This window comes from Phaeodactylibacter sp. (assembly GCF_022763345.1).
In the GTDB taxonomy this organism is placed as follows: Bacteria; Bacteroidota; Bacteroidia; order Chitinophagales; family Saprospiraceae; genus Phaeodactylibacter.
The window spans coordinates 40476-65626 of sequence record NZ_JALEGS010000018.1; the positions used below are offsets into that span (position 1 = coordinate 40476).

Here is a 25151-nt window from a genome sequence, read left to right on the forward strand (position 1 = left end):
GGCCTTCACGGCACTGCTTCCGGCGTGGTTTGCTGCGCCGGTCTCCTGGTAGCATTGGTGCTGAACTAATGTGACAAGATCGCCGTGTACCCGTAAGCCCCCAAATAGCCTGTCCCAATAAGAAATGCACTGCAAATGCCTTGCGGTGCCCTGATCGTCTACGTTGCAGCCGGAAAAGTGCCGCTGCCGACACTCACTTTTATTAACTTAAAACCATACAGTCCATGAGATTTATGCGACTAAAAGCCTTTATTCCAGGCTTACTCATTTGCGGGAGCTTCCTGCAAGCCGTTGCTGCACCAGGCAACATTGAAACTGGTGTACAACCGAAAGGCAGGGAGGCTTACCTTGCCGAATCAACCGCTTCCGTCACTGAAGCCCGGCCCATTTCCGGCCTGGTTACAGATGAATCAGGGGAACCCCTCGTTGGCGCAACCGTACAAGTCAAAGGTGCCGTTACCGGTACCGTTACCGATGTGGACGGTAAGTTTACCATTCAGGTAGATGATGATGCGGTGCTTATCATTTCCTACATCGGCTACATTACAGAAGAAGTTTCCGTAGCCGGGCTATCCAACATTCAGCTACAGCTGAAGCCCAATGCTACTCAACTGGACGATGTTGTCGTAGTTGCCTACGGTACGCAGAAGAAATCAGATGTCACCGGCGCTATTGGCGGGGTGGACTCTGAAGAATTCAACCGGGGCGTAGTAACTAACCCCGGCCAGTTGCTCCAAGGCAAAGTAGCCGGTGTCAACGTTTCTAATGTGAGCGGTGAGCCGGGTGCAGCCCAAAATGTGATCATCCGGGGTATTGGCAGTTTGCGCTCGGGTACAACGCCGCTTTACGTAATCGACGGTTTCGTACTGGACAACTCCGGTACCGGTGTGGCCAACAACCCGCTGAACTTCATCAACCCGAATGATATCGCAAGCATCGATGTCCTGAAGGACGCTTCGGCAGCAGCCATCTACGGTGCCCGGGCTTCCAACGGTGTTATCGTAATTACGACTAAGAAAGGGCAGGAAGGCAAAGCCGAAACCACCCTTTCCACGTCCAGAGCAGTCTCCACCATCGCCCGCAAGCTTCCGGTCTTTGGTGCAGATGAGTTCCGGCAGCAGGTCACAGCTATCGGCGGCCGGCTGGAAGACTTTGGCGGTAACACGGACTGGCAGGATGAGCTGACGCAGACCGGAATTTCCAACAACGTCAACCTGTCGGTAAACGGAGCGGCGAATGAGCGCTTTTCCTATTACGCTTCCCTGGGTTACCAGGACCAGGAGGGTATCCTGCAAAACAGCAATCTGGAGCGCTACTCTGGCAAGCTTAACGTAACGCAGAAAGGGCTGGGCGGCCGCCTCAGCATCGATTTGAACCTCACCGCTGCGCATACCAAGAACCTGCGCCCCAACATCTCTTCCACACTGGTCGACATGCTGGAGTTCAACCCCACCCTACCTGCCCGAGACGAAAATGGCAACCCCCGCCTGCTGGACGAAAACCGCCTGAACCCGCTGGTACGCAATGACATCTATTCCGACAATTCCATCAACAACCGGATCCTGGCTAATATCGCTCCGTCTCTTGAAATCGTCAAAGGGCTGACTTATAAGCTGAACTTCGGTGTGGATTATTCCACCACTTCCAGAAACGTGCAGTGGAAACCCTACGCGCCTCTGGCAGGCTTTGAAGGCTCCCTGAACTCCATTGAAGTGGAAAACGAAAACCAGCTGGTGGAAAACACCCTGACGTACCAGTTTGAAGCCGGCAGAAGCAGCTTCAATATACTCGCAGGCCATTCTTACCAGAACCTATTCGTTACTTCCCGGTCTACGTCCTTTGAGCGGTTTGTGGACAACGGCATCGACCCCGTTTACCAGGACCACACGAGCCCGGACGACCTGAGAACGACCGTGAATGCGGCCGCTGAAGAAAATGAGCTGCAGTCCTTCTTCGGAAGGGTTAACTACAGCTTCGACGGCAAATACTTGTTTACCGGTACCATGAGAGCAGACGGCTCTTCAAAGTTTGGCGGCAACAACAAGTACGGCTACTTCCCCTCTCTGGCGGTGGGCTGGAACATCACAAGGGAAGACTTCTTCTCCAATACGGCTTTCGATAACCTGAAGCTGAGAGCCAGCTGGGGACAGACCGGTAACCAGGAAATCCCTTCAAAAATCACCCAGGAGAGTTTTAATGAATCCCGGTCTCAGAGCGGTGGCGCTTCCAACAACACTTATCCGCTGGAGCCCGATCAGCTCACCCTGGATCAATATCCGTTTGGGGTTACCTTCACCCGCCTGGCCAACCCAAATATTCAGTGGGAAGTGTCTACGCAGACCAACGTTGGCCTGGACTTCGCCTTGTTTGACTACCGCTTGACCGGTACCCTCGACTACTTCAACAAGGTGTCAGACAACATCTTGCTTGAAATCTCACCGGCTGACCCGATTCAGCCAACGGCTACCTTCTGGACCAACATCCCCAACATGGAGATCCGCAACAGCGGCTTTGAGCTGTCGCTGGACCTGGGCAGCGACCCGACAAAGGAATTCCGCTGGAACATCGGTGGCAATATCTCTTTGATCGATAATGAAATCATCGATTCTCCATTCTCCGTGCTCGTAACAGGTACGGCTTCCGGTGCCGGGCAAACGGGCGCCACCATCAATGGCTACATTAACGGAGAGCCCATCGGTGCTTTCTATATGCAAACCTTCGACGGTATCGGTGAAGACGGGCTCAACCGCTTCGTAGATACCAATGGCGATGGTGCTATTCTGGATGATGACCGGACGGTGGTCGGGTCTGCACTGCCGAACACCCTGTACGGTTTCTACCTGAACCTGAACTACAAGAATTTCGACCTCGGCGTGAACTTCAACGGTGCTGCCGGCAACAAGGTGTACAACCACACTGCTATGAGCAGCTTCATCAAAGGCAAGCTGGCGGTATCTTCCAACACCACCGACTTTGCCGTAGAGTTCCCGGAAGAGGAGATCACCAACTTCAACGAAGTATCCACCCGCTTCCTGGAAGACGGCGACTTCCTCCGGTTGAACAACCTCACGCTGGGGTACAACCTGAATACACAGCGGCTGGGCATTGGAAACGCCATTCAGCGGGCACGCCTGTCCCTGACCGGGCAGAACCTGCTGCTGATCACCAACTACTCTGGTTTTGATCCGGAAGTGAACGCAGGCAGTGTCGCCGGCGGTATTCAGACCTTTGGTATCGACCGGTTTGCTTACCCCTCAGCAAGGACCTTCCTGGTAGGCCTGGATATCACTTTCTAATCAGCCGTATTCAACTTTTTATCTGACTTTTTACACCAACAATAATGAAAAAGCAACATTTTTATAAAACCCTTTTCCTGACGGCACTGCTCTGCATGCAGTGGAGCTGTACCGACCTGGAGGAAAACGTTCTGGATGAATCCTTTGCGGGCACCGGCCAGGCAGAAATCATTAGCGGTGCGATTGCGCCGGCTTATGGATATATGCGAAGAGGAGTATGGCGGCACACCATCTATTTTGGCCTGCAGGAAGTCACTTCTGATGAAGCCATTCTGCCGGCACGGGGCGGAACGGACTGGTTTGACGGCGGAAAATACATCGCGCTGCATGCCCATCAGGTGACACCCACCAATGAGGTCGTGACGGATTCCTGGAATGGCGTGACGACCAATATTTCGAGGGCTTTATCGGCTATTGAAGTGCTTCGGCCGCTTGCGGAGGCGGGGGATACGGAAGCCGAAGGTGCACTGTACGAGATGATTACCCTGCGCGCTTACCTCAATATGCTCATGATGGACAGCTGGGGCCTGGCATTCCAGAAGGAAAACTCTACGGAAACCTCCCGGATTTTGAGAGGGCAGGACGCCATCGACTACATCCAAAGTGAGCTGCTGTCTGTAGTGGACGTGATCAATACGGATAAGGGCACAGGCCGGTTCACACAGGGGGCTGTTTGGGGTCTGTTAGCCAGGTTGCACCTGAATGCAGCAGTATATCGTGACCCTTATGGCACGCCTGACTTCACAACAGAGGATATGGACAAGGTGATTGAGTATACCGATCTCATCATCAACTCCGGCCGCTACTCCCTTGAGTCGGAGTACTTTGACCTGTTTAACGATGACAATAATGGCAACCCTGAGCTGATCTTTGCACTGGACCAGAGAGGACAATTATCCAACGAGCACGGCAGATGGGCCTATTGGTCTGTTTCGGGCGCTTATCTGGCACGCCCGGAGTGGATTGCGGATGGCAATCCCGATGGTACCAATGGCCCGGCAATGACTCCGGATTTCTATCAGACCTGGGTGGATGCCTATGGCGATATCGACCCAGCGGATGCCGACGCCCGCTTCTACAAGCGTAATGTGATGGTCCCTGAGGAATTGCAGGACCTGACGGGTCTTTCTCCGGCCAATGACGAAGACCACTTTTTCTGTGTGCCACCCTTGGATTTTCAGATGGACCGGGGCATTCTTCGCGGTGTTCAGTGGGGCCCCAGAGAAGGCCCGGATGGCAACTTCCTGGCTTGCGCCGATGGCTCCGCACGTATTTATCCGGTACGGGAGGATGCGACCAGCTCTGTCAGAGAAGCAGAGGAAGAAGTGTACGTCACCCACGTGGTAGACATCAACTTCACTACGGAAGGCAGTTTCCACAACACTGGCTACCGCTTCGCCAAGCATCAGTTCAGCCGCACCTCGCCCAACGGCACGGCTAACAGCAGCGTGGACCTCGTTCTGCTGCGTCTGGGAGAGGTTTACCTGAACCGGGCAGAAGCCAAATTCCGCAAAGGGGATGTAGCTGGCGCGCTGGAGGACATCAACACCCTGCGCACGGCCAGAAATGCCCGCCCGGAACAAACGCCTGCGCCACTCAGTGATATTGACCTCGATCGCCTTTACGACGAGCGTGGCTTCGAACTATACTGGGAAGGCCACCGCCGCAATGACCAAATCCGCTTTGGCAAATATGAGGATACCTGGACTGAGAAGAACAGCACAGACGTGAACAAGCGCCTGTTCCCTATCCCGCAGAGCGCGATTGACGGCGCTTCTGTTTTGGACGGGTTCCTGGTACAGAACAGAGGGTACTAAACTTAAGCTTTGGCCAAATAAGCCTGGAGCGTAAAAAAACGAAGGCAGCAGTATCAAATGTGGTACTGCTGCCTTTTTTTATGGTGACAGGGAGATCGGGGCTCTAAACCAGCACCGGGTTCAGCGGCGTATCAATGACCGCTCCGATTTCCGCTCCCGGGCACCAGGTTTTCCAGTCGTTTTCCTGACCGGCATTGGTCGGGGCTTTCAACCGCATATCCCTGTCCATGTAGATGATGGTCATTACTTTGCGCATGGATGAGCTTTGATTAGCACCTGCGCGGTGGAATACCCACCCGGAATGGAAGCTGATTTCGCCCAGGTCAAAAGGCTCTACAATGTGCTCAAAATCCGTTACCCGGAGGGTTTCCCGAATCTGCTGCTCGCTTTCATCGGAAATAGAGAGTTCCCGGCCTGTCTTGATCTGTTGGCTGCCGGCGCTAAATTCCAGCGGGCCCATATCGAGCGGAGTGGCTTGGAGCGGAATCCAGGCCGTGATGGCTTTGTCGGTAGCCAGGGGCCAGTAATGCTGATCGGCATGCCAGGGAGTGATGCCTCCACCGGCTTCCTTGAAAAGTGCCTGATCGTGGTACAAGCGCACCCCATCGACCTGCATCAGCTGTGCTGCCAGGCTCGCCAGCCGCTTGCTGAATACCAGTTGCCTGATGGCTTCATCTTCCTGCCAGAGGTTGAACAACTGCAGGAAAGCTTTACCATAAGTGTCCCGCTCCTCCAATGGCTGTTCCGCTTTTCGCAATTCATTCACTTTCCGGCTGATGACCTCATTGAAGTAGTGAATAGCCTCCGCATTCAGTACTTCCTTAATTTTGATGAAATTAAACTTTTGGTAGAACCCGATTTGGGCAGCGGTGAGCTGCAGGGGCTCATTCAGGTGGTTCAGGATAGCTTTCATCTTGATGATTTAGGTCAGAAAAAAGAGCTTGTCCAAACAGGGTATGTTCAGACAAGCTCTTGCTGTGGAAGCTATACGGGATGGTTTGGCATTACGCCTGCGCGCCGCCACGCTCCAGCGCCGCCTCTTCCCGTGACATATCTTCCAGCGTCTTGCCTTTGGTCTCTTTCACGTAGAATTTCACAAAGAAGTAAGCGACCAGCCCGAAGAAAGCGTAGATACCGTACGACAGCCCCAGCCCGATACCTGCAAGCAAGATGGGAAAGCTAATGGTAATCAGGAAGTTGGCACCCCATTGTGCGAGGCCGCAAAGGGCCAATGCTGCGCCCCGGTATTGGTTGGGGAACATCTCGCCCAGCATCACCCACATCACCGGGCCCCAAGAGAAGGCAAAGAAGGCAATGTAGCCGTTGGCTGCCAGGAGGGCGTAGGTGCCCTGACTGGAAGACAGCTCTATCCCGTCCGGCCCGCTGGAAGCTGCGTTGGAGAAAATGTACGCCATGATGCCCAGCATCACCGCCTGCCCGATGGAGCCCACCAAAAGGAGGGGCTTCCGGCCCAGCCGGTCTACCAAAACGATGGCCACGATGGTGAAGAAAATATTGACACTACCGGTGATCACGTTCTGCAACAGCGCATCCGCTTCTGTGAAGCCGGCGGCCTGCCATAGGGTGGCACCGTAGTAAAAAATCACATTAATGCCCGTGAACTGCTGCAGCACCGCCAGGCCCAGGCCTGCCCAGACCAGCGGGTGAATCTTGCCGGTGTAAGAACTGATCACGTCCTTCAGGCGGGGCTTAGTGCCTTCGCGCAACGTGGAACGGATATCCGCTACCTTTTCCTCTGCATCCTCATCAGGCGATATCCCTGCCAGGACCTGCGCCGCCTCGGCTTCCCGGCCCGCCGCCACCAAATAGCGGGGCGATTCCGGGATGGTCAGCAAGGCAAACAAGAAGATCGCCGCCGGAATAATTTCCGCCCAGAACATCCACTGCCAGGTTTGGAAGCCGCCCCAGAAGACCTCTGATGCGCCACCCGATTGTCCGGCCAGCCAGTAGTTGCTCATGAAGGCCATGAAAAGCCCGATCACGATCATCAGCTGCTGCAGGGTAGCCAGGCTGCCCCGGATTTTTGGCGGCGCGATCTCACTGATGTAGGCCGGTGCCAGCACACTCGCTGCTCCCATGGATACGCCACCCAGGATACGGTAAAGCACAAACTCTACCGAGCCATCGGAAATGCCCGAGCCCCAGGCGCTGATCGTAAAGCCGATTGCCGTAACGATCATGACCGGCTTACGGCCAAACTTATCGGCAGCTGTACCGGCAAAAAAGGCACCGGCCATAGCGCCCAGCAAAACGGAGGCCACATTAAACCCGGTAACCGCGGCATCCGAATCAAAGGCTAACTGAAGGGCATCAACGGTGCCGTTAATGACTCCGCTGTCGAACCCAAAGAGGAAACCGCCGAGCGCGGCAATTCCACTGATAAAAATTAGACTGATTTTTTTTGGTTGACTCTCCATGTTGTTTTGGTTTTCGGCAGTACCCTTGCTAAAGTGGTGGAGCACAGCCAATGGTTTCGTTTTGTTTTGCCCCAACCATGCCGTAGCTGGCAAAGGGCAGTGATGCGTCGTCGATTGTTTTGTAGCGGAAAGATAGTGTTATTCAAACAATAAGCACCCATTTCCCGCGGGAGAAATTTAAGAAAACACACCGGACTTATGGAATTAATGACGGCAATTAACGTAGAATCGTAATTTTCTTTGGTGGGGAGCCGGTCAGCTTCGTCCTTCTTCTCTGTCCAAAGTCTTGAGGAAACGCCGGGGCGGACGGATGCGCACTTCCACCTTTTCTCCGGTATGCGGGTGGGTGAAGGAAAGCCGGCAGGCACAGAGGAAGAGCCCCTTGCCCAGGATGGTGTCGGTGCCCTTTGCATAGTGCTTGTCCCCCACAATCAGGTGCCCGGCCTGCTGCAGGTGGATACGCAGCTGATGCGTGCGCCCGGTAACGGGCTGTAGTTCCACCAGGGAAAGATGCCCATAGACCAGCGAAGGCACCGTGCGCAGGGTTTGAAAATGGGTAACTGCCGTTTTGCCATCAATGGGCGCATCAAAGGTGCCGGCAGCTGGCGGCTGCCCGTGCACCACCGCCTGATAGGCTTTTTTCACCTGATTGTCTTCGAAAGCCTGGCTCATGGCCATCAGGGCACTTTTGGTCTTAGCCAGGAGCACCAGCCCTTTAGTTGGCAAATCAATGCGGTGTACGGCAACCGGCCGGGGCAGGGCATCAGGCAGGGGCGGAGGCGGTATGCTGCCGGCCAGTGCATTTTCCACGGTTTGTATACGGTCGCCGTTGGTGGCAATGCCCCCGGGCTTATTGACGATGACGAGGTGGTCGTCTTCCCAAACCACCGGCAGGTCCTGATCGAATTTACGGGCTTTGGGCAGCCCGGCCCCCTTTAGCTGCAACTGATCGCCCTTTTGGAGTACCGTTTGTAACTGTGTCGGTTGTCCATTAACCAGCAGCCGGCCATCGGCAATGGCTTTCTTCACCGCCGTTTTACTGCCCAGCAGTGGAAAGGCTGTCCGGCAGTAGTCGGTCAGGGAAGTGCCGGGCGTAATGCTCCGGACCCGGTGCTTTTGTTGGCGCTTGGGCATAGTACTTAGCTTTCCTGCAAAAGAACGGGGTTTGGGGCAGATTGCCAAATGGGGCGGCTGCGGCCAGGAAAAACCAGAGTACCAAATCCCAGCCGAAGCCATGAAAACCAAAACACCCTCTGTCCGCCATAGCCCGTACGGGCGAAGTGGGATCCGCTCGCCATGGCCAAGCCAACACCATAATGCCAAAAAACCATAATACCCCCAGCTAAAGCAATGACCACACTCTCCGCCCACAGCACACCGGGTGAAGCAAAGCCCAACCTAACACCAAGTGTCCCCGGTGAGTCCCACTAGCCCTCGATATCCTTTTTGGTTTTCAAGTAATTTTCTGGAGTAAAGACTGCTATTTCAGAATTCTTATAGTCCTTTATATTCCTTGTCAAGATAGCTTCCAGCCCATTAATGGTTAATGCACAGGAATATTGGATCGAATCCTCAAAATCTTTAAAGTCATTTTTCAACGCTTGCAGGATTTCTTGTTTTGTAGTCCCTACAATTTCAGTCATTTCAGTTAATTCCTCCACTACTTTCAAAGTGCTTTTATGACCTAAAAACCTTCTTACGATGTAGTAGATATTGTTGATGCTTGCTGCCGATAGATAAAGTTGAATTTTCCCCCGTTCATTCAATTCAAAAATTTCACTCGCAGGATTCCCAAATGGCAATCTGTCCGTGAAAAAATCAATTACGACATCAGCGTCTATAAAAATTTTACTTGCCATATTTCTTAAGTCGTTCTTCTGTGAGGATTTGTTTATAGTCTAAACCTTTATCTGCCTTTATAATTCCTCTCAATCTCTTGACTCTGGGAGATAATTCGCTAGGCTTGATTGGTCTCCTTTCGTTCGTAATCAACTTGAAGTAATTCTCTACCAGTTCAGACAAACTTTGTCCCCTTTCTTTTGAATATTCTTTTGCAATTTTTATGACTTCTTTTTCAATCGTCAATGTTAGCTTAGTATTCATGCCAATTTTTTATTTTAAAATACGTGTTTAATCCAGAATATCCAACACGTGTTTGTTTAGGCTAGTTCAAGTTAGCCTAAATCATTGATTCTGAGCATCAGAAAGCTCCCATTGTCTTTTGTTCATCAGTAAAATATGAGCCCTGTGGCCTTGGGGTTGTTTTTTGGCGAGTATGCCAGATTTAACGTTTTTTAGGACCGTTTTTTGCTTAATGCAGGATAAAGCCATAATACCCACCGTACGCCGTAGCCCGTACAGGCGAAGGCGGTCCACCGTCCGCCGTAGCCAGAGCACCAAAAAACCAGAACACCAGAATACCTGCCTCGCCCCAATCCTACCCCTTCGTCTGCACCTTCACCTCACTGGAATCATCCAGTCCACCCAGCACTTCCACCTTAATGCCATCCGAGAGGCCCAGCTCCACCTGACGCTTCTCAAAGGAACGGTCGCCGGTTTTGACTTCCACATAGGTGGTATCGCTTTCGTAAAGAATATCGCGCTCCTGTATGGCCAGGACTTGCTTGCGGCGGTCCAGGATGATGTCGGCATTAGCACTATAGCCCGCCCGCAGGAATACATCATCGGTAGGCTTGACTGCTGCCCGTACCTCAAATTTCACCGTGCCTTCTTCGTCTTCGCCCTTTGGGGAAATAAACTCCAGGGTAGCGTCAAAGCTCTGATTGTCGATGGCGCCCACGGTCAGTAACAGGGGCATGCCTTCCTTGAGTTTGCCCACATCTGATTCGTCTACCTTACCTTCAAAGATCAGGGCGTTCATGTCGGCCACGATGGCGATGCTCGTGCCTTCATTGAAGTTGTTGCGCTCAATGACGGAAGTGCCTTCCTCCACCGGGATATCCAGCACCATACCGTCAAGGGTAGACGTGACGATATTGGCTACCTGCCGGGAATTAGAGCTGGCCCCCTCCCGCAGCAGCTGCAGGTTATTGATGGCGGCCTGTAGTTCCTGCTCGCGGATATCAACCTCCGTCTCAAACTGCTTTACGCTGTTTTGGGCCACCACTTTTGCATTTTCAAAAGCTGCACGTGCCAGTTCCAGGTCGAGCTTGAAGCGGTTGTAGTCCTGTTCGGAAATCACCCCTTCCTCGAACAGGCCACGCTGCCGGGCCTCCTCCTGTTTGGCATTCTCAAAGCCGGCACGGGCTTCCTCTACGTCGAGCTGCTGCTTGTTGAGGTTACGCTGCCGGGCCAGTTCGCGTTGCGCTTCTTGCAGGCGCAGGCGGGCCAGTTCCACGTTGGACTTAGCCGTGTTGATATTGACCTCACTGGGCACCAGCTTTATACGGGCGAGTTTCTGCCCTTTGGTCACCAGTTCGCCTTCTTCGACGTAGATTTCATCGACCACACCGGAGACCTGCGGCTTGACCATCACCTCCTTGCGGGGCCGGATTGCGCCGGTTGCCACCGTCTTTTTAATGATGTCCGTCTTTTCAGGCTGGACCACCTCGTAATTTTCTGGTTCTTTGGTATTGCGCTGGTAAAAGTAGATGCCCAGGCCAATGGTGGCAATGATCAGGAATGCACCGAAACCAATTAGACAACCTCTGTTCATAATAATGACTGTTTTTTATGGGTGACTTCAACTTATTCATCTTTGAGTGCGACAACCGGATTGACCCGTGCCGCATGCCGGGCGGGGATGGCCCCGGCGATAACCCCGGAAAGCGTCAGCAGGATCACCGATCCTATGCCTACCGAAAGGCTGATTTCCGGATTGTGGAAATTATCGAGTACCACATCATTGGCCCGCATCAGCGCACTGACGCCCCAGATCAGGAAAGTCCCGACAATAAGCCCCAGATAGCCCGATGTGGCCGTGATGAGGACCGACTCTGCCAGCACCATCCGGACAATACTCGACGGCGGTGCCCCCAGCGCCTTGCGCACGCCGATCTCCTTGGTGCGCTCCTTGACGGTAATGAGCATGATATTGCCTACGCCCACGATGCCCGCCAGCAGGGTGCCGATGCCAACAAACCAGAGGAAGGCCTGTATGCCCCCAAACAGGTTGGTGACGCTCAAAAACTCATTTTCCAGGTTGAAAGAGCCTACGCCCCTCGGATCCTCCGGATGGATGTGGTGGCGCTTTTTCAGCAAGCCCTTGACCTGTGGCTCTACCTGACTGACCAGCACATTGGGCTGTGCCATGCAGACGAAGTAGTCGATGCGCTCGCCAGTGCCAAAGGTGCGGTACATGGCGGTCAGTGGGATAACGATCGCTTCCATGTCGCTTTCCGTCCAGGGTTTCAGCTGCTGCGGGCCAAAGGTGCCCACCACCTGGAATTCCACGCCCTGCACCCGGATGTATTGCCCGATAGGCTCCTCCTCTCCAAATAGCAGCTCTGCCGTCCGTTTGCCAACCACTGCTACTTTGCGGGCCTCCTCAAGATCCCGCTCATTGATGTACCTGCCCGTGAAAAGTTGGAGGGCTTCGACTTTGATCATGTTGTCGAGTTCGCCCCGGATTTCCCGGGTCTCGCCAATCTCATTCCGGTAAACGGGGACATTGTTCATAGACAGGCGGGGCGCTACGTGCTGTACATCGCCCAGTGTCTCTTGAATAGCCTCGATATCATCCAGCCGGAACGTCGGATAACGGCCGGGCTGCAAGCCCTGATAGGGCATGGTTGTGCGCTCCGGCCAGACAAACATGATGTTTTTGGCCCGCTCTCCGAAGCCCCGGAAGACGCCATTCTCCAGGCCTTTGCCCATGCCCAGTACGAAGACCAGCATGAAGATGCCCCAGAATACGCCCAGAGCCGTGAGGCCGGTACGGAGCTTATGTTTTTTTAGGGTGGCAAGAATTTCCTGCCAGCTGTCGCGGTCTAGTAGCATAATCGTTAACTTCTCATGGCTTCAACAGGATTGATTCGGGCCGCCTGCCGGGCAGGCATCCAGCCGGCCAGTGCACCGGCAATGACCAGCACCAGGGTAGCAGCCAGCCCCACCCCCAGATCGACCTGAGGGTTGCGGAAGTAATCGACTTCCATCGACTCCATCAGGCTAATGGCGCCAACACCTGCCAAAAGCCCCAGGTAACCCGCTACAGCCGTTATGAGCACGGCCTCCTGCAGGATCATAGAAATGATCGAGTAAGGCGTAGCCCCCAGGGCTTTACGAACACCGATTTCCCGGGTCCGGTCCTTTACCACAATCAACATGATATTGCTAATCCCAATGACCCCGGCAATGATGCTGCCTAGCCCAACGAACCAAACGAAAATCTTGATGGCGGCAAACAGATTAATAAAGTCCTGGTACTCTTCCGCTGCGCTAAAGATGGATACCGCGCGGCGATCCTCCACACTAAAGTCGTGCCTGGCAGCAAAGGCAGCATGTATCTTGTTTTCCAGTTTTTTGGTCTCTTCAAGGGTCAGGTCCTTCGTCGTCAGCATGAGTTGATGCAGGCGGTTGGTGCCGGCATATACCTTTTGTGCGGTGGTGACCGGAATATAAATGATACGCATCTCATTCTCACCGCCGGTATCGCTGTAGGTGCCCACGACGGTGTAGACAATACCTCCGATTTCGATGGCTTTACCAATAGCATCCTCTTCACCAAACAGGTCCTGCTTTACGATCTTACCAATAACGGCGACTTTTCGGACCTCTTTCAAGTCTTGCTCGCTGATGTAGCGGCCGGCATCAATCAAGGTATTCTCCAGATAGCGGTGACCGGGGTGGACCGCCCGGGTGGTAAAGGAGAGCCTTTTGTCTTTGTAGACCGTCATCTGATCGCCGGAAAGATAATAACGCCCGGTCAGGTGCTCGATATCATCAAACTGCTCGCGCAGCATGTCGTAGTCTTCGTTGGTGAACTCAATGCGCCGGCCTTTGGGCAGCCCCCGGTAGGGCACAGAGGTCGTGCCATTGCGTATCCACATGCTGTTGATGGCGTCGTCGCGGAATTCGTATTCCACGCCGTTTTGCAGGCCATCTCCCGCACCGAGTAGGATGATCAGCATAAAAATGCCCCAAAACACCCCGAGGGCAGTAAGTATGGTCCGTAGCGGATGCCGCTGAATGGAATTGAAAATTTCTCTCCACTTATCGAAATCAATCATGGCCGGAGGTATTTGGTGCAGCCGCCACGGGGTTTCCGTTGGACTCGATGAGGCCATCCCGCAGGCGGATGACCTGCTTAGTCATCGCAGCGATGTCATTCTCATGTGTGACGATCAGAACGGTCATGCCATCGTTGTTTACCTTTTTGAAAATTTCCATCACCTCGTAGGAGGTTTTGGAATCCAGGGCTCCGGTTGGCTCATCCGCCAGAATGACTTTGGGCTGTGTAATCAGGGCCCGGGCGATGGCAACGCGCTGCTGCTGCCCGCCAGAGAGTTGTGTTGGCAAATGGTCCGACCAATCAGCCAGTCCAACCATATCCAGGTACTCAACAGCACGTTTGTGGCGTTCGTTGCGGTCTACCTTTTGGTAATAAAGCGGCAGTGCCACATTCTCCGCAGCGGTCTTGAATGGGAGCAAGTTGAAGGATTGGAACACAAAGCCAATAAACCGGTTGCGGTATTGAGCGGCTTCGGTTTGGGAAAGCCCCTGTATGAGTTTGCCATCGAGGCGGTACTCCCCTTCATCGTACTCGTCCAGGATACCTAGTATATTAAGCAGGGTAGACTTGCCGGAGCCGGAAGAGCCCATGATAGAGGCAAAAGCACCTTCTTTGAGGTGCAGGTCTATGCCTTTGAGGACTTCCAGTCGGTTGTATCCGGTTTGGTAGGCTTTGCGAATGTTTTTCAGTTGTATCATAGACAGTCGGGTTGCAGTAGTACGCCTGATTCGGTATTTCAGGTGACTGACAAAGTTAGCTCACCTTGCCAGACAGGCACTTATTTTGGACAAAAGCCTGCAAATACTAGATGTAGAAGGTGCTGGTTTTTGGTGTATACGCAATACGAAGTGGTTTGCGACATCGGAGCAAGCCACTTCCTAGCGTAAATGCTGACCCTCCTGCCTTTAAGGTGGTCAAAGCCCAAAGGCGGCAAGACACGGGCGAGCATTGAGTAGGTTTGCTGCGGCAAACCACTTAATCGTCAGTATATTACCCTATTGATGCGCTTGAAAGTCGAATTCCCCTATCAGTATTATTAGATTTGCAGGCAGCATTTTGAAATACAAGTCGTTAATAACTAGATATAAGGCACGATTTGACTTCCGAAAGCAAAATAGAAGATGGCGAAAATTTACGTAGGGTTCATTATTGGGGTTTTGCTGATGGCAGGCTGTAGCCTGGACTCAGATACGGTTATTGTGCCGGATGTGGAAGACGAGTTTTATCTGGAGCTAAGCGAAGTCTTCGAAAATGGCAACCGTTCTCTGAACTGGAAGCTCCGCACGATTGAATCAGTAGGCTGCGAGGATGCAGGTATTGATTATTCCTTTCAGTGGCAGGAGGGTCAGATGCTTGCTCTGAGCATCAATCAGGTGCTCACCTCAAGTGATTGCGACCCGGCAGATGAACCGGCACGGGCTTTGGTAGAGATCGGAACGCTGAGCAACGGCTTTTATCCGGTTTCGATAGGTCTCCGGGAGACGGTGGAACGGGAAGGGACCCTCAGAGTGAGCGATTCGTTTTTTCAAATTGAACTTGAGTCAGGAGGAGGAGTGCTGCCTTTACATGACCGGTTGTTCCGCCTGCCTGAGCACACCATCTGGGGGTATATCGATCATCAGGGCGTGGATAGCCTGAGCAATGCTGCCGTTGCCTTTTATACCGAACTGGAACAGATCACAGAAGCGCAAGGACTTACTGACGGGCACTACGGTTTCTTCGAGTCCGAAAATAATGGACAGGAAATCCTATTTCCCGAAACAGTTGCCCCAGCCTCCACAACACTTACCTTTCAGCGAGCCCTGACCGCCGACCGGAAATCCGCCGTAACCGAGCTCATCAATACTTACCGGGAGACTTACGAAGGGTTGGACCTAGTAATTGGCAATACTTACGGAGAGGATTGGTAAATACAGGAGTCTACGCGAGCTGCTGAGGCTTTCTTTTTGCCCGGGGCTTGCGCTCTGAAGGTTCCTTACGTTTGCTTTCCTTGAGCTCAAAGCTGAGCCCTTCGGCCAGCAACTGCTCATAACGGTTGCGGTCAAACTGATACAACCGGGCGGGGCGGTGCGCCACGCCTTCCTGGGTTTCCTCCAGGTCCACCAACAGATCCATGGTCAGAATCTTTTTCCGGAAATTACGCTTGTCCAGCTTGGTTTCCAAAATCGCTTCATAAAGGTGCTGCAGTTCCGTCAGGGTAAACTTAGGTGGCAATAACTCGAACCCCACCGGGCGGGAGCGGACCAGCCACTTCAGGCGGTTGAAGCAGGCATTGAGGATATCGTTGTGGTCAAACGCCAGGTCTTCCACCTCTGCCACAGAGTGCCATTTGGCTTTCCGGGCAATAGAAGAAGGCTGAAGTGTATAGTGGCTGATCTTAATGAGCGAAAAGTAGGCTACAGTAATGACCCGGCCAAAGGGGTGGCGGTTGACGGTACCGAAAGTCTTAACCTGCTCCAGGAATACATTGCGTAAGCCTGTCAACTGTTCAAGAACCCGCTTGGCTGCGGTATCCAAATCTTCATTAGGGTACACAAAATAGCCTGGCAAGCCCCATTTGCCATGATAGGGCTCTTCCCCCCGCTTGATGAGCAATACTTTAAGATCGCCTTCATCAAATCCAAAAATCACATTATCAACTGTAAAAGCAGACTTAAAATATTCGTTGAATTCGTTCATTATAGCCAGTCATTCTAATATACAAGTGGAAAATAAAGAAATATTTCAATCCTTACCAAATTAAACACGACACACTTAGTGTATATTGTACACAATTTTATAGTGCAGATTAAGCGCTTGAGAATCAGCCGCAGATTCTCCTCGACAAAACTTCAAGGTATATTTTTCAAAAATGTTCTATATTTATTCAGTAAGCGCTTTCAGGCGCAAAAATATAAAAGTAAGAGTACCCCGGCATTGACATAACACACTGTTTCAGTCATTTGGTGGCAAAACAGAAGCTTTATCCGGGATAACCAGAATTGAAAATATGATTTAACGCGCTTCTGTAATATGAACTGGAGAGAGACCCCCATGTTAAGATTGCTGCTGTCCACTATGGTGGGGATTGGACTTGCCCGTATTTCACCTTATTGGGAGCTGGGGCTGGGGTTGGCACTCTTTGGCATTATTGCCCTGGGCCTTACCCTCTACCGGAAGTGGGCATTTCGCTTGCGGTGGATACCTGGCGTAATGACAACCATGGCTTTTGCCGGGCTGGGGCTTGCGCTTGCCCTGCTGCACGATACCCGCAGCTACGCCCACCATTTCCAAAACCAACTCCGGGAAGACCACCCTGCTACTCTGGTGGGTGCAGTCATAGATGTTGTGCCGGCCGGGCAACGCCTGAAAGTTACGCTACGCGCTACAGCCATTTCAGACACAACCGGCCACTCCCTACCTGCTACTGGCCAGGTACTCGCCTACCTCGACCGCCCCCTGCCGGATGCATCTCCCATTACTGGTGACCGGATTATGCTTCACGGAAAAGTCCGCCCGGTAAGCCCGCCTCTTAATCCGGATCAGTTCGACTATAGAAAATACCTGGCGGCCCGGGATATCCACCATCAGGTTTTTGCCGATACCAATTGGATAAGGCTGGAGCACCGACCGGGCCTGCTGAGCTATGCTGCCCATCTGCGTACCCGGGCTTTAAAGATACTGGAACGATACCTGCCTACCCCAAACGAATATGCCGTAGGCGCCGCGCTGACTATGGGGTACAAATCGGCCCTAACGGAGGAAGTAGAAAACGCCTATGCCAATACCGGGGCCATGCATGTGCTGGCCGTCTCCGGGCTGCACGTTGGCCTGGTACAGCTCATTCTCATGTGGCTGCTGGGGCTTATCCCGCTAAGGCAGCCGTGGTGGAAAATAGTCAAGACCGGGCTAATCATTGCCGGCATTTGGGCGTTTGCGCTTTTGACAGGTGCCGCACCCTCCGTGCTCCGTGCTTCCACTATGTTTAGCTTTCTGGCTGTAGGCCTTGCTTTACAGCGGACTACAAATGTCTACAACACCCTGTCTGCTTCAGCGCTTGTGCTCCTGGCGATCAACCCCAATCTGTTATACCATGTAGGTTTTCAGCTGTCCTACCTGGCGGTGCTGGGCATCGTCTACTTTCAGCCCCGCATCTACAGCCTTTGGCATATTGAGCACCGGATTGGTGACTATCTTTGGCAGCTATCAGCGGTTTCTCTGGCGGCGCAACTCGGCACACTACCCATCAGCCTGTACTACTTTCATCAGTTCCCACTCTACTTTGTGCTTTCGGGCCTGATTGTAGTGCCCGCTGCCGGGCTCATCCTTTCCCTAACGCTTCTGCTGCTGGCCTTCCATAGTGTACCTGTGCTGGGAGCGCTGATCGCCAAAGCACTCTACGGCCTCATCTATTGGGTCAATGCGGGCATCTTTATCATTCAGCAACTGCCCGGCGGGCTTTTGGAAGGCATTTGGATTGGGCTCGCTGGCGTTTGGGGGCTCTATGCCCTATTAACTGGGCTGATACTGGGGCACCGGACCCGGCAGTTCCGGTGGGTACTGGGCAGCTTGTTGACAGGAGCTTTGCTGGCAGGGAGTTACGCCTGGCAGAAGTGGGTAAGCTGGCATCAACAATCGGTGGTCGTGTATCAGGTGTATAAGCATACTGCGGTAGATGTATTTCACGGCAACGGCATTGCTCAAATCACCAGCCCTGGATTGGAGCAGGACCGCCTGGCTTTCGCCTGTGAGGCGCACCGCTGGCGCCGTCGGGCCCGTGTGGATACCCTCCTTCACTCCCGGCAGTCCGCAAAGGTGGATGCCGCGGCGGGGCAAAAGGGCTACTGGCAGCTTGGGGAGGCCCGGTTGCTGGTCCTCGAAGAACCGGAACAATTGGCAGGTGAAGGAAGCTTCCGGGTGGATGCCGTGGTCCTTAGCCAAAGCCCTAAAGTAAGGCTTGGCGAAGTCCTGGAGCGCATAAACACCTCCTGCTTTATCGCTGATGGCTCCAATCCACCCTGGCGGGCAGCAGACTGGTCGGAGGAGGCGAAAGCGCTGGGACTGGCTTTTTATTACACTGCCCAGACAGGGGCGGTAACGCTGGAAAACAGTATCATCGAATCATGGATTAAAACCCCGGCAGAATGAACGACTGGCTTAAAGACTACTTCTATTACACCAAATCGGAGCGCAACGGAGCGTGGATACTGGCGATTTTGATCTTTACTTTTGCACTGCTGCCATTGGTGTACCCCATTTTATCTCCTCCAACTTCTGTTGGATTTGATGATTTCGAGGCGGAGCTTAAAGCATTCCTGCCTCCTAAGGATGCCCCCTCCGCTACTGTACAGGAGCCAGACTTATTCCATTTTGATCCCAATACCTTACCCTTGGACAGCCTTCAGCTGCTGGGTCTGTCGCGCAAGACTGCTACCACTATTGTCCGCTTTCGCGAAAAGGTCAAGCCCTTCCGGCAGCCCGAAGACCTTCAGGATATTTACACCCTCTCTGAGGAGGATTATGCCCGGATCGCCCCTTACGTCCGCATACTGAGCCGCCCACCTAAGCCCCAACCTCAATCGAAACCTGCTGCCGAAGCGCCCGCCCCCCAACGCTTTGCCTTCGACCCCAATACCCTTTCCGGCGACAGCCTGATGCTGTTAGGGTTCTCCGGGCGTACCGTGCGCACCCTGATTAATTACCGGGATAAGGGAGGGAAGTTTCGACAGCCCGAAGACCTGAAAAAGATATATGGCTTACCTTCTGATCAGGCAGAAGCACTAATGCCTTTTGTATCGATCCCCACAAGTGAGCGCAAGCCAGAAGACCAGGCAGCAGGTGCAGAAGCCCAAGTCGCCCCGCCGAAGCCTAAAGCACCTGAAACCCCTACATCCATCCGAATCAATACCGCGACCCCGGAAGAGTGGCAGGCTTTGCAGGGAATCGGCCCGGCTTTCGCCCGCCGTATCTGTGGATTCAGAGACAAGCTGGGCGGTTTTGCTCATGTGGACCAGGTTGGGGAGACTTACGGGCTGCCCGACAGCACCTTTCAGCGCATCCGTCCGCAATTGGTAGTAGACCGCCCGGTGCAGCGCCTGCGGATCAACCATTTGGATGCGGCCGGCCTGAAGGCACACCCTTATCTGACCTGGAAGCACGCCAACGCCATTATCGCTTACCGGGGGCAGCACGGGGCTTTCAGCTCGGCTGAGGAGGTATCAAAAATCCGGTCGATCCCGGCAGAGGTACTGAAAAAAATGGAGCCTTACTGGTCGTTTGACTAGAGCGGCTACTCCCGCACCAGTAATAAAGGCAAGGGCGTATGCCAGGCCATGTACCGCAACAGGTGCCCATGCAGCAGGTGTTCATGAAAGGCCCTTCGCGGAATGTACATGGCAAGCATCTGTACCGGGTTTTGCTCCAGATAATAGGTAATGCCGCTCGTTATCTCCCGGTCACGTACCATGTCGATGCGCTGTCCATTCGCGTCAAGCTGCTCCAATTTGACCTTATCCTGTTCTCCCGGAAGCATATTGACAAAAAAAGGCTGTACAGAAGCATTCAGCGGCCCGGCTATCTCTTTCAGCCCCTGGAATACACGCTCTTCGCTGAGGGTGATATCAATCGCAAGAGCAATGCTTTCCAGCTTCTGGTAACGCGCTTTTTCCGGTATGATGAGCATAGGGCAGGGGCTGCGGCCAATGAGCTGGGTAGTAACACTGCCAAACAAGTGCTCCCGGATGTTGTGCTTTTCGCGCCCACCCAGAACGATGACCTCCGCCTGCAGCTCGCTGGCAGCCTGAATAATTCCAGAGGCGACTTTCCCTGCTCTTACCTGAAAATGAAGATTGGACGAAGCTACATACTCCCGGGGCTGATCAGGATAGTGCCGGGCCCAGCGTTGCAGCTTTTTTTCATACGCCTGGTTATCGCGTTCAATGAGTGCCCGCCTGTGCTGCTCGGGCAGGGAGGTCTCCGCTTTCACCGCCTTATTGATGAAAAGCAGGTGGATTTCAGCCTTCAGGTGGGCGGCCAGTTGCAGGGTGTACTCAAAAGCAGTCCAGGCAGCGGGAGAAAAATCAGTCGCGACTAGCAATCGGTGCATAAGGTTGGCACTTTTTAGACTGGAAAATAAAAAAAGAACGAGACTTCTAGTGCTGAAACGCGAATTAATCTCCTCTAACATAATTTAGTTAAAACCATCTGCGTTATACCCCGCGAAATCAATCTCAAAAACTATTGAGCGATTATTATCACGCCCCCAGATCACATCTTGCCTGCCATTTTGCCCGCCTCCTATCCGGTTTACGATGGCACTGTCCGCCTGCGGATTAGTCCACCAACCGGAAAATTTGTAATTTGCCACACTGATAACGGAACGAGGACAAACGATCTGTGAAAAACCTAATTCCACACTTCATTCAGGACCGGTTTAAGGCAGGGCACGCCCAGGGGCAGTTGCAAGCCTATACGCTATTTGTGGACCTGTCCGGCTTTACACCGCTGACCGAAGCCCTGATGCAACAGGGTAGCCGGGGGGCGGAGCAATTGACCAATGTCCTCAATGAAATATTTGAGCCGCTCGTCCATTTGGTCTACAGCAGGGGCGGATTTATCCCTTATTTTGCCGGCGACGCCTTCACGGCTATTTTCCCTGCCGACCGTTCAGAGGAGCGGGGGCAGGATATCATCAAGGTAGCCATGCTTGCCCGCTACCTTTTCAGTAAGCGGGAATTCCGTTTCAACAACTTTACCATTGGCATCAAGTTTGGGCTCTCTTACGGCACCGTGGAATGGGGGATCGTAGGCAAAACGGACCATAAATCCTTCTATTTCCGGGGCAAGCCTATTGATCAGTGCGCCGAGTGCCAGGTGAAGGCTAAAGACCAGGATATTGTGGTGGATGACGAGCTGGGGCATCAGCTTAAGCAGGAAGGCTTCTACCTGAAAAAACTGGAACAGGGCTTCTATAAAGTCTGGGGGCTGCTGCCGGAAGAGGAACGCACGCTGCCGGAACGCGCTGAATTATCAGCACTGGATAAAGCCGTCGTACGGCAATTCCTACCGGAATCTGTAGCCAGCTATCAGCAAGATGGAGAGTTCCGCACCGTTATTTCCATTTTCCTTTCCTTTCAAGGCGTGGAAAGCCATGAGGTACTGGATGAGTTCGCGACTATCGTGATCGAGGAAATGCACAACTTTTCTGGTTACTTCAAGGAAGTGGATTTTGGAGACAAGGGAGGGGTCATGGTCGGCTTTTTCGGGGCGCCTGTTTCTTTTGAGAACAGCAACGACCGGGCCCTGGAGTTCATTTTCAGTGTAAGGGAAAACCTGCGGCAATTACAGTTGGATACCGGGCTGGAGTACCGGGCGGGCATCACCATCGGCACCGCCTACACCGGCATTGTCGGAGGGCGGGAGCGCTGTCAGTACGCTGCAGTAGGCAACCGGGTCAATTTGGCTGCCCGGCTTATGACGCATGCCAAGTGGGGCGATGTGCTGGTGGACAGTGAGATACAGAAAAACCACCACTTCAACTTTCAGCACCGTGGCGACATCCGCTACAAAGGCATCAAAGGCAACGTACCTACCTACAAGCTGATTGGGCGCAACTACGAATCCCGACCAGCCTATTCCAGTCAGATGGTGGGCCGCAATCAGGAGCTGAGCGAGTTGTTGTCTTTCATACAGCCTGTATTTAAAGAGCAGGCCGCAGGCGTAGCGTATATTTTTGGAGAGGCCGGCGTTGGGAAAAGCCGCCTGATGCATGAGCTCAAAAAACTATTGTTTGAGGAAGGGCTGGTACAATGGCACACTTGCCAGGCCGATCAGATTTTGCGCAAGCCCTTCAACCCTTTTATTACCTTCCTGAAAAATTACTTCGAGCAGTACCCGGAGAGTACCTCCTTGGCTAATTTCCAGCACTTCGAGGAGCGCTATAACCAGTTGCTGGAAGACCTGGAGGAGCTCAACCGCCCCGAAGCCAAAACCGCCCGCCGTGAACTGGTGCGGACCAAATCGGTACTGGCGGCCCTCATCGGGCTTAATTACCAGGATTCTATCTGGGATGTACTTGACGCCAAAGGCCGCTACCAGAATACCATCGCCTCCATTATCAACCTTTTTATTGCGGAGTCTCTCATACAGCCGGTTATTGTAGAAGTGGAAGACGGGCACTGGATGGATGAAAACAGCCGGGAGTTGCTCTCGGAGTTTATCCGTCAGGTGAACCGCTATCCGATTGCATTGGTCCTGACTTCCCGCTACCTTGACGATGGTTCCAAACCGAAATTGCTGGAGCCCGCCCTGCTGGAGCAGTATAGGCTGCCCCACATTGAAGTAGACCTGAACACATTGACTCCTGATGCCGTGCAGGAGTTTGCCGAACTGCGCCTGGGCGGCACCATCCATCCGGAATTTTTGGACACCCTGCTCCGGACCTCCAACAGCAACCCTTTTTACCTGGAGCAGATGCTGGAATACTTTGCTGAGCGTGATTTGCTGGTACAGGAGAACGGGCGCTGGACCATACACGATCAAGATGTGAAGCTTTCCAGCTCCATCAATGCCATCCTCACCGCCCGCATCGACCGGCTGAGTGAACTGGTGAAGGAAACCGTAAAAGCCGCTGCGGTGATCGGCCGCGAGTTTGACATCCCTATTTTGACGCAAGTCATGCGCAAACAGGATGGCTTTGCGGCGAAGAACGGCGCTGCCTCGGCCGTCCTCCGCGATCAGATCAAGCGGGCGGAAAAGGGGCAAATCTGGCACGCCATGAATGAGCTGCGCTACATCTTCCGGCATTCCCTGCTCCGGGAAGCCGTCTACGGTATGCAGCTCCGCACTCGCCTGGAGCAACTTCATGGCCTCATCGGGGAAGCGATTGAAGACCTCTACGCCGACAATATCGAAGAACGTTATGCGGATCTGGCCTTCCACTATGAGCAAGCCAATGTTTTTGACAAAACCTGTGAATACCTTCAAAAAGCTGCCGATTATGCCCGCAGCAACTATCAAAATCAACAGGCACTCGACTACTACGAAAAGCTGCTCAACAAGCTGGGCAAACAAAAGGACAATGCCGATCAAATTCAAACCTACCTTAATAAAGGCAAAGTCCTGGAGCTGATTGGCAACTGGGAAGAGTGCGAACGAACTTACGAGGAGGCCCTGAGCCTGGCCAAACAAACGCGGGATGTGCTGCTTCTGGGGCAGGCCAACAATAATCTGGGCCGGCTACTCATGCTCAAGGGTGATTACAGCCGTGCACAGCAGTACCTACAGGTCGCAGCAGGCCTGTTCGAATCGATAGAGGACGAAACGGGCAAAGCCAAAGCTTATGGTAGCCTGGGCGAGTTTTTCTTCCGGCAAGGGAAGTACGATGAGGCCAAGGGATACTTCGAAAGAAGCCTGAGTACAGATAAGGAGGAATCCGACCCAACAGGTAGCGCACAGGTGGCCGCCAACCTTGGGCTCACCCACATGAATCAGGGCAACTATGATGAGGGCATCCGCTGCCAACTGGCTCAGCTCAAAGTCAGCGAGCGGCTCAACGACAAACAGGGCATGGCTAACCTGTTTACCAATCTCGGTATCGTCTACTTTGAAAAAGGCGACTATGATGCCGCCCTGGAAAGCTACCAGAAAGGGCTGAAACTTAGTGAAGAGTTGGGCAACAAGCAACTGACATCCATTGCCATCGGCTGTATCGGCAGTGTTTATGAACGCAAGGGCGATTACCTGCGGGCCATGGAAAACTTTCAGCATGACCTGGAACTCTGTGAGGAACTCGGCGATAAACAGGGGACTGCTATCGCGCTGGGGCTAATCGGAGAGTTGTACAGCATTGAAGGCCACTTCCAGCGGGCTATTGAGTACCTGCAAAAAAACCTGATGCTCTGCGAAGAGCTGGGCTATCAGAAAGGGATTGCGAAAGCGCTGAATACCCTGGGCGATGTCTTTTACTTTACCCAGGCCTACGACCGGTCCCTGTATTACTACAACCGCGCCATTGAGGTAACCCGGATGATCAACAACCGCCTTGTGCTGGGAGCCAGCCTTGCAGAGAAAGGTCTGGTATTGCTTGCCCTCAACCGGCTTGAAGAGCTTAAGCCCGTTGCAGACGAAGCCCAGGCTATTGCAGAAGCACTGGGCAATCCGGACCTGATTTTCGAAACCCGGATGTTGCTGGCCAAGCAGGAACATGCCCATGGCGCAAAGGAAAAAGCCCTGCAATCGCTGGAAAACCTGCTACAAGAAGTGGCCGAACTGGAAGAGGAAGCCGCCATCTACTACGAGCTCTTCCTCTTGCTGCCTGAGGTGGAAAAGTACCGGAAATCAGCTCTGCAGCGGTACGAAGCGCTTTATGCTTCCACGCCGAAGTATCTCTTCAAAACCCGGCTCGAAAGACTCAAAGCTTTAGCCTGACCCA

General features: G+C 53.2%; 17 protein-coding genes. 6 read left to right on the top strand and 11 right to left on the bottom strand.

The features are described 5' to 3' along the window. Window positions 1-224: 224 nt before the first annotated feature. Window positions 225-3296, top strand: coding sequence for a TonB-dependent receptor (locus tag MRY86_RS04350; RefSeq protein ID WP_293567279.1), 3072 nt, complete (start codon window positions 225-227; stop codon window positions 3294-3296). Window positions 3297-3340: 44 nt separating this feature from the next. Beyond that, entirely contained in the window at window positions 3341-5113 is a 1773-nt protein-coding gene (locus MRY86_RS04355; protein ID WP_293567280.1) for a RagB/SusD family nutrient uptake outer membrane protein, read from the top strand. Between the two features lie 103 nt (window positions 5114-5216). Here MRY86_RS04355 and MRY86_RS04360 read toward each other — a convergent pair whose 3' ends face one another. The 9 genes from MRY86_RS04360 to MRY86_RS04400 all read right to left on the bottom strand — a co-directional run bounded on the left by MRY86_RS04360 (window position 5217) and on the right by MRY86_RS04400 (window position 14439). Next, complete coding sequence (locus MRY86_RS04360; RefSeq protein ID WP_293567281.1) at window positions 5217-6026, bottom strand: phytanoyl-CoA dioxygenase family protein; 810 nt, start codon at window positions 6024-6026, stop codon at window positions 5217-5219. Window positions 6027-6117: 91 nt separating this feature from the next. Continuing rightward, window positions 6118-7551: a sugar porter family MFS transporter gene (locus MRY86_RS04365; RefSeq protein WP_293567282.1), complete on the bottom strand. Its 1434-nt coding sequence runs from the start codon at window positions 7549-7551 to the stop codon at window positions 6118-6120. Between the two features lie 255 nt (window positions 7552-7806). After that, a complete protein-coding gene (locus tag MRY86_RS04370; protein ID WP_293567283.1) occupies window positions 7807-8685 on the bottom strand; it encodes an RluA family pseudouridine synthase in 879 nt (292 codons plus the stop codon). A 293-nt stretch (window positions 8686-8978) separates the two neighbouring features. Further along, entirely contained in the window at window positions 8979-9410 is a 432-nt protein-coding gene (locus MRY86_RS04375; RefSeq protein WP_293567284.1) for a PIN domain-containing protein, read from the bottom strand. Next, on the bottom strand, window positions 9400-9654 hold the full coding sequence (locus MRY86_RS04380; RefSeq protein WP_293567285.1) for a DUF6364 family protein: 255 nt from the start codon (window positions 9652-9654) through the stop codon (window positions 9400-9402). The genes MRY86_RS04375 and MRY86_RS04380 overlap by 11 nt, the downstream gene beginning before the upstream one ends. A 334-nt stretch (window positions 9655-9988) precedes the next feature. Beyond that, window positions 9989-11227, bottom strand: a complete 1239-nt coding sequence (locus tag MRY86_RS04385; protein ID WP_293567286.1) for an HlyD family efflux transporter periplasmic adaptor subunit — start codon at window positions 11225-11227, stop codon at window positions 9989-9991. 32 nt (window positions 11228-11259) lie between these two features. Beyond that, window positions 11260-12510 carry an ABC transporter permease gene (locus MRY86_RS04390; RefSeq protein WP_293567287.1) on the bottom strand — a complete coding sequence of 417 codons (1251 nt, stop codon included), beginning with the start codon at window positions 12508-12510 and terminating at the stop codon, window positions 11260-11262. A gap of 5 nt (window positions 12511-12515) precedes the next feature. Further along, window positions 12516-13739 carry an ABC transporter permease gene (locus MRY86_RS04395; RefSeq protein WP_293567288.1) on the bottom strand — a complete coding sequence of 408 codons (1224 nt, stop codon included), beginning with the start codon at window positions 13737-13739 and terminating at the stop codon, window positions 12516-12518. Next, window positions 13732-14439 (bottom strand): ABC transporter ATP-binding protein, encoded by a 708-nt coding sequence (locus MRY86_RS04400; RefSeq protein ID WP_293567289.1) that lies wholly within the window; start codon window positions 14437-14439, stop codon window positions 13732-13734. Before MRY86_RS04400 ends, MRY86_RS04395 begins: the two co-directional genes overlap by 8 nt. A 423-nt stretch (window positions 14440-14862) precedes the next feature. Between MRY86_RS04400 and MRY86_RS04405 the strand changes: the two genes are divergently transcribed. Next, window positions 14863-15651, top strand: coding sequence for a hypothetical protein (locus MRY86_RS04405; RefSeq protein ID WP_293567290.1), 789 nt, complete (start codon window positions 14863-14865; stop codon window positions 15649-15651). A 10-nt stretch (window positions 15652-15661) separates the two neighbouring features. Here MRY86_RS04405 and MRY86_RS04410 read toward each other — a convergent pair whose 3' ends face one another. Next, window positions 15662-16420 (bottom strand): NUDIX domain-containing protein, encoded by a 759-nt coding sequence (locus MRY86_RS04410; protein ID WP_293567291.1) that lies wholly within the window; start codon window positions 16418-16420, stop codon window positions 15662-15664. 333 nt (window positions 16421-16753) lie between these two features. Between MRY86_RS04410 and MRY86_RS04415 the strand changes: the two genes are divergently transcribed. Continuing rightward, window positions 16754-18868 (top strand): ComEC/Rec2 family competence protein, encoded by a 2115-nt coding sequence (locus MRY86_RS04415; protein WP_293567292.1) that lies wholly within the window; start codon window positions 16754-16756, stop codon window positions 18866-18868. Further along, a complete protein-coding gene (locus MRY86_RS04420) occupies window positions 18865-20004 on the top strand; it encodes a helix-hairpin-helix domain-containing protein (protein ID WP_293567293.1) in 1140 nt (379 codons plus the stop codon). The genes MRY86_RS04415 and MRY86_RS04420 overlap by 4 nt, the downstream gene beginning before the upstream one ends. A 5-nt stretch (window positions 20005-20009) precedes the next feature. Here the strand turns inward: MRY86_RS04420 and MRY86_RS04425 are convergent, their stop codons facing one another. After that, window positions 20010-20825 (bottom strand): universal stress protein, encoded by an 816-nt coding sequence (locus MRY86_RS04425; protein ID WP_293567294.1) that lies wholly within the window; start codon window positions 20823-20825, stop codon window positions 20010-20012. Window positions 20826-21115: 290 nt separating this feature from the next. On the opposite strand from MRY86_RS04425, the gene MRY86_RS04430 reads away from it, so the two are divergent. After that, window positions 21116-25147 carry an adenylate/guanylate cyclase domain-containing protein gene (locus tag MRY86_RS04430; RefSeq protein ID WP_293567295.1) on the top strand — a complete coding sequence of 1344 codons (4032 nt, stop codon included), beginning with the start codon at window positions 21116-21118 and terminating at the stop codon, window positions 25145-25147. Window positions 25148-25151 lie beyond the last annotated feature (4 nt).